Source organism: Mucilaginibacter sp. P4_G9 (genome assembly GCF_056400985.1).
Map to the genome: position 1 here is coordinate 1 of NZ_JBFUKF010000312.1, position 5,968 is coordinate 5,968.

A 5,968-nucleotide genomic window follows, 5' to 3' on the forward strand; every position below is an offset into this window, starting at 1 on the left:
GCTTAATGATTATATTATACTTAGATAACTTTTACATTTACCGCATTTAAGCCTTTTCTGCCGTTCTCTACTTCAAACTCAACTTTATCATTTTCACGGATCTCATCGATCAGGCCTGTTGAATGAACAAAAATGTCTTGACCACCGTTTGTAGGTGTGATAAATCCAAAACCTTTTGTCTCATTAAAAAATTTTACTGTTCCTTCTTTTTGCATTATTTTATGTATTAAAGGCGCCAATTTAGGTAAATTTTTCACAAACTATAACAGTGCCAGGTCAAATAAAAAACGTTTGATTTGGAAGTTTGATGGCTTGAAATCTTTAAAATTGATTTGGCGAAAGGTAATTTAATGATTTTGAATACTTTAAAAAACAGGTCGATTCAATTTACACATCTTCAAATTTTCAAAATATATTGAATAAGCATCCTTACTTAATTTTTAGTTTTATTAAATTGTAAGTTTGCGCCAGAATCAAAAAAACACATATATGAAGGCCTTTATATTCGACCTTAATGGCACCATGATCAATGATATGCCTTACCATACCAAAGCCTGGCAAACACTTTTAAATGATCAGTTGGGTGGCGCCTTCACCTGGGAAGAGGTAAAAAAGCAGATGTACGGTAAAAACCCCGAAGTATTGGTAAGGATGTTTGGCCCTGACCGTTTTACCATGGATGAGATGAACGACCTATCCTACAAAAAAGAAGAAAAATACCAGCAGGAGTTTTTACCTCACCTGGCTCTTTTGCCCGGCTTGCAGGAGTTTTTAGAAGCCGCACATCAAAAGGGTATCCCTATGGCTATAGGCTCGGCAGCTATCCCTTTCAATATTAATTATGTGCTTGATAACCTTAACATCAAGCATTACTTTAAAGCAATAGTAAGCGCCGATGATGTAGTATTAAGCAAACCACATCCCGAAACTTTTTTAAAAGCAGCGCAACTTTTAGATACTATACCTGCCGATTGTATTGTATTTGAAGATGTGCCCAAAGGTGTTGAGGCTGCCGCCAACGCAGGTATGCAGGCTGTTGTGTTAACAACTACACATGAGCAGTATGAATTTGAAAAATTGCCCAACGCACTCCATTATGCTGCTGATTTCAATGATGAGTATTTTAAAGGGCTGTTAGATTAATTTATATCCGCTGTTATTTATCTGGCAGATTTGTGTATTATTGATAAAGGTTTACAATATGTAACCCTTACACCTAATCTCCCACCTCATATGAAAATAAAATTTTACCTGCCTGCATTACTCGTCCTTGGTATATTAAGTTCATGTAGCGATCATGTTTACGGCCCTGCTTTGCACCATAGCGACATAGCCTATATGCCCAAACCCATGTCAATGGATAGTACAAAATCGGCCACTTATATTTCGGGGGCGCTGGTGCTTGATTATAGTCCCAACTTTAATGACCAGCTTACCAGCGGGCAGCTTAATATAAGCCATGCCAACACCTTTAAAAATTTCAACCTGGCTTATGGGGCTTTTACTTCGCTGGGTAATTATGCTAATAACGATCTGCAGCCCGCCGATCCATTTTATTTTAAGAATAAGTTTTTTGGCGCTGTTGGCGGCCGGTTATCGGGTAACTTTTTCATCAATAATGATAGCCGTACAGATATCAGGATAATTGGTTTTGAAGCTGCTTATAGCCACGAATTTGGCGACTATGCACGTTTCAGGAAGGCAGTAACAGGTCAGCCAAATTTTTATACCGATACCCGTACCGATCTTTTCACCGGAGGCCTAACCAGCGAAATTGTGTTTCATGGCAGAAGACCAAATACGCAGATGGGTTTCAGGATATTTGTTGGCGAAACATTAGGTAACGACAATATTTACAACAATAGCAATAATGATTACATAAGCTATAAAACGCCTACTTACGTAGCCTTCTCGTATTTTGTGCAATTTCAGCAATATTTTGCAGTTATTGAGGGCGGTACTTATGTACAGTTCAGAGTTGGCCTCAAGTTTTAGCCTACTCCGAATAAATGCTTCCAACCCTGTCGCGCAGGTTATAGCCCGATGCCATAACCTCGCCATATGCGCCTGCTGTACGTACAGCTATCAGGTCGCCACGGAATGATTCGGGTAGGTCAACATCTTTCYGAAAGCAATCTGTACTTTCGCATATGGGGCCTACTACGTCGTATTTTAAATCAGTTGCCGGTGTTTCATTTTGAATTTTGACTTTTGAATTTTGGCTTAAATTCTCAATTTGATGATAAGCCTGGTAAAGCATCGGGCGAATCAGTTCGGTCATACCCGCATCCAATACCAGGAAGTTTTTCTTTTTACCATTTTTAACATACAGCACCCTCGATATCAGCGATGCGCTTTGGGCTACCAGCGCGCGGCCAAGCTCAAAATGCACTTCCTGGCCGGGCTTTACGTTCAGGAAGCTTTTAAATACCTGGAAATAGTTTTCAAAATCGGCAATGTTGGTATCGGGGCTGTAATAATCTACGCCCAAACCACCGCCTGTGTTCAGTACCTTAACCGGAAAACCATGATCCTCAAACCAATCCTGCATTTCATTAATGCGGGTACAAAGGCTTTTATAAACCTCCAGATCTGTAATTTGTGAGCCGATATGGAAATGGATACCTAAAAACTGCAGGCTGGCGCATTTGCGCAATGCAGTAGCCACATCGGGCAGCTGCCATATATTAATGCCAAATTTGTTCTCGTCGAGTCCTGTTGTGATAAAATGATGCGTATGCGCATCCACATTGGGGTTGATACGGATAGCCACATTGGCCTTTTTACCTTTGGCGGCTGCCAGCTCGTTTATTACTTCAAGCTCCTGTACCGATTCCACATTAAAGCAAAAAATATTGGCATCAAGGGCCAGGTTTATTTCCCTGTCGGATTTACCTACACCTGCAAAAACCACCCTGCCTTTATCAAAACCATGATCAATAGCAGCCTTTACCTCATTACCGCTCACACAATCGGCACCAAAACCAAAAGACTGAATCATATCCAAAACCTTAGGATTAAAATTGGCCTTCATAGCATAATGCACATGAAAACCATGCTTAGCCGAAGCATCGCGACAGGCATCTAAAGTTTGGCGCAATACCTCCATATCGTAATAATAAAAGGGGGTATCCAGTTGCTGAAATTTATTTATGGTATTGGTATTGAACATGGTTAGAAAAGTCAAAAATCAAAATTAAAAAGTCAAAAAGGATAAATCCGAAACCGAACATCCCAAATGCGAAATCAAAACAGCCTGTTATGCAAACTCCTCAAAGTTTCCACCTTATCATCGGTTTTTACCAGTAATGACAGGTTATGATCACTACCGCCGTATGATATCATCCTCAAGGGGATATGTTTTACAGCCTCCAGTACACGGGCTGCATAGCCATGCTTTTCGGCACCAAAATCACCTACTACGCAAATGATGGTATGATTTACATCCAGCTCAACCGAGCCAAATGCGTTAAGTTCGCTGGTGATCTCGCCCAGGTAAGTAGTATCATCAATGGTTAATGAAACAGCCACCTCGGATGTGGTGATCATATCAATAGATGTTTTATAACGCTCAAAAACCTCAAACACCTTCCTCAAAAAACCATGTGCCAGCAGCATTCTGCTCGATTGGATTTTGATAGCTGTAATGCCATCCTTCGCAGCAATAGATTTGATCTTGTCTTTCTCGCTGGTGTTGGTGATCAGGGTACCCTGGGCCTGCGGATCCATTGTATTAAGCAGGCGTACCGGGATCTTATATTTTTGTGCCGGAAACACGCTTTGCGGATGCAATATTTTGGCTCCAAAATAGGCCAGCTCGGCCGCCTCATCAAATGATAGCTGGGCAATAGGCTGCGTACCTTTTACAATCCGCGGATCATTGTTATGCATTCCGTCAATATCAGTCCAGATCTGTACCTCTTCGCTGCGGATGCCGGCACCTATCAGCGATGCGGTGTAATCACTGCCACCACGGCGCAGGTTGTCAATCTCGCCAAAGGCATTGCGGCAAATAAATCCCTGGGTAATAAATAAATTAACTTCGGGATGCTTATCTAATAAAGGACTGATCTTTTCGGTGATATAATCAACAATAGGCTCATTATCCTCATCTATCTTCATAAAATCCAAGGCAGGCAGTAATACCGATGGTATGCCTATCTCTTTCAGATAAACATGGTATAGTGTAGTAGATAATAGTTCGCCTTGTGCCAGTATCACCTTCTCTTCAACAGCAGTAAACTGGTCATTAGCCAGGTTGCTGAGCAACGCGAAATGATAGTCGATCACTTCTTTGCCTTGTTTTAAATATTCGGGATCGGCAAATAATTCCTGGATGAACAGTTCGTACTTTTCTTTCAGGATACCGATGAGGCCAACAGCCTTCTTCTTATCGCCGGTTAAGTAAGCCTGACCAATCTCTACCAGGTTATTTGTAGTACCAGACACTGCCGAAAGCACAACTATCTGTCTTTCTGCAGGATTAATAATGTCGAGCAGGTTCTTCATACGGGCGGGGCTACCCACTGATGTACCGCCAAATTTTAAAACTTTCATTGCTATTTTCGTTAACCTAAAATAAGGGCACTACTGTACCTTTATTTGCGGCGCTAAAAATAGGATTTTAAAATACTTATAACTAATTAAATTTGGCAAGCCCTGCAAACAGTTTTCAGCCTGTAAATTAAGACAGACGGCTTTGGCGATAACGCCCCTTTACCGGTTTGAATACATGTGTACCGGCATTATGCTGCTTTACTTTACAAACAGCAAGAATTTTTTATGACAGGTTTTGCATTGGTAGCTCTGTACCGGCAACCAAAACAATAAAGTCTTAATTAATAACGACCGGTGTATCCTTTGGCCTGTATTGGTGTGGCATTTGGTACAAGCCTTCAACTTAATTCGCTTTTTTGATGAACTTATTTCTTTTTCAACCATGTTTATTTGCTTAAAGGGCGGATGCATTTTTGATGTCAAAACACAATAGGATAGCTAAAAACAAAGTTGTGGCTTCTTCAGGAAAAGGCAAGTTTTTTTTCATGCTCCTTGTGATTTTGATAAAGGTTTTGTGCAATAAATTAAGCCGCAAAATAAATCTACATAAAGAAACAAGTACAAAATCACTTTACGCTACGATTTAACTTTACTGCGCTAAACAAACCAACAGCAGATTAATATTGTTTTAACTAAATTAAAAAACGCCTACTCTCCCCTATTTTTCGAAATTTACCATTCAGTAACACATCCTTATTCTCTAAACACATTCTCCTTTACCAAAAACAGAGGCAACGATCCATGATCCAACACCCGCGAGTGGAAATCCCTAGTATTAAAATCTCTGCCTTGTTTTTTCTGCAATTCCTCTTTCCAGTGCAGTATTTGCAATGCGCCATATTTGTAGGTAACCACCTGCGCGGGCCAGCGGTGTATACGGGCTATTTCGCGCATGGCAATATCATCCTGGTTGCTGACGTTCTTTTTCCAGAAAGCAAGGGCCTGCTCATCCGTCCATCCGTAATAGTTTAAGCCAACATCAAGGGGTACCCGTACCGAACGTACAATATCCCACTCCCATTTACCCAGTTCATCATATGGGGTTTGGTAAACGCCTAACTGTTTGCCCAACTCTTCGGTATAGGCTGCCCAGCCTTCGGCAAACCCCATATAATAAAAAAGCTGCTGAACGGCCGACGTTTTGGTCTTACGTTCGATACTTGATTGATAGTGGTGCCCCGGCACGGCCTCGTGGATAAACAGCCAATCGTACTGGCGTTTGTTGTAAGGCTTATCAAAAAGGTTATAGTAAAAAGTGTTATTATCATAGTAACCAGGCGTTTGCGCCAGTTGTTTACTTTCACCGGCTTTGATTTTTAAATCTGGCATCACCAAATCATTAAAAAGCTTTGGCAGATTGCCGCAGATGACGGCCCTGGTATGTTCAAAACTTTGCTGCACAATTTTAGGA

6 protein-coding genes are annotated in these 5,968 nt (G+C 41.0%); 2 read left to right on the top strand and 4 right to left on the bottom strand.

Going from position 1 to position 5,968, the window contains the following annotated elements:
• Positions 1–20 precede the first annotated feature (20 nt).
• On the bottom strand, positions 21–215 hold the full coding sequence (locus AC1DPZ_RS20415) for a cold-shock protein (RefSeq protein ID WP_477406851.1): 195 nt from the start codon (positions 213–215) through the stop codon (positions 21–23).
• 274 nt (positions 216–489) lie between these two features.
• Between AC1DPZ_RS20415 and AC1DPZ_RS20420 the strand changes: the two genes are divergently transcribed.
• Both AC1DPZ_RS20420 and AC1DPZ_RS20425 read left to right on the top strand, forming a co-directional pair.
• A complete protein-coding gene (locus tag AC1DPZ_RS20420; RefSeq protein WP_477406853.1) occupies positions 490–1,143 on the top strand; it encodes an HAD family hydrolase in 654 nt (217 codons plus the stop codon).
• A gap of 90 nt (positions 1,144–1,233) precedes the next feature.
• A complete protein-coding gene (locus tag AC1DPZ_RS20425) occupies positions 1,234–1,995 on the top strand; it encodes a hypothetical protein (RefSeq protein WP_477406855.1) in 762 nt (253 codons plus the stop codon).
• Position 1,996: 1 nt separating this feature from the next.
• Here the strand turns inward: AC1DPZ_RS20425 and lysA are convergent, their stop codons facing one another.
• From lysA to AC1DPZ_RS20440, 3 genes are all read right to left on the bottom strand, one after another.
• Positions 1,997–3,172 (bottom strand): diaminopimelate decarboxylase, encoded by a 1,176-nt coding sequence (gene lysA / locus AC1DPZ_RS20430; protein WP_477406861.1) that lies wholly within the window; start codon positions 3,170–3,172, stop codon positions 1,997–1,999.
• Positions 3,173–3,246: 74 nt separating this feature from the next.
• Positions 3,247–4,557: an aspartate kinase gene (locus AC1DPZ_RS20435; RefSeq protein WP_477406857.1), complete on the bottom strand. Its 1,311-nt coding sequence runs from the start codon at positions 4,555–4,557 to the stop codon at positions 3,247–3,249.
• Positions 4,558–5,250: 693 nt separating this feature from the next.
• Positions 5,251–5,968, bottom strand: a 718-nt coding sequence (locus AC1DPZ_RS20440) for a DUF885 domain-containing protein (protein ID WP_477406859.1), incomplete at its 5' end; no start/stop codon positions are given.

Coding starts and splice junctions, on each gene's coding strand:
- AC1DPZ_RS20435 (WP_477406857.1), bottom strand. CDS start 4,557: ATGAAAGTTTTAAAATTTGGCGGTACATCAGTGGGTAGCCCCGCCCGT.
- AC1DPZ_RS20420 (WP_477406853.1), top strand. CDS start 490: ATGAAGGCCTTTATATTCGACCTTAATGGCACCATGATCAATGATATG.
- AC1DPZ_RS20425 (WP_477406855.1), top strand. CDS start 1,234: ATGAAAATAAAATTTTACCTGCCTGCATTACTCGTCCTTGGTATATTA.
- AC1DPZ_RS20415 (WP_477406851.1), bottom strand. CDS start 215: ATGCAAAAAGAAGGAACAGTAAAATTTTTTAATGAGACAAAAGGTTTT.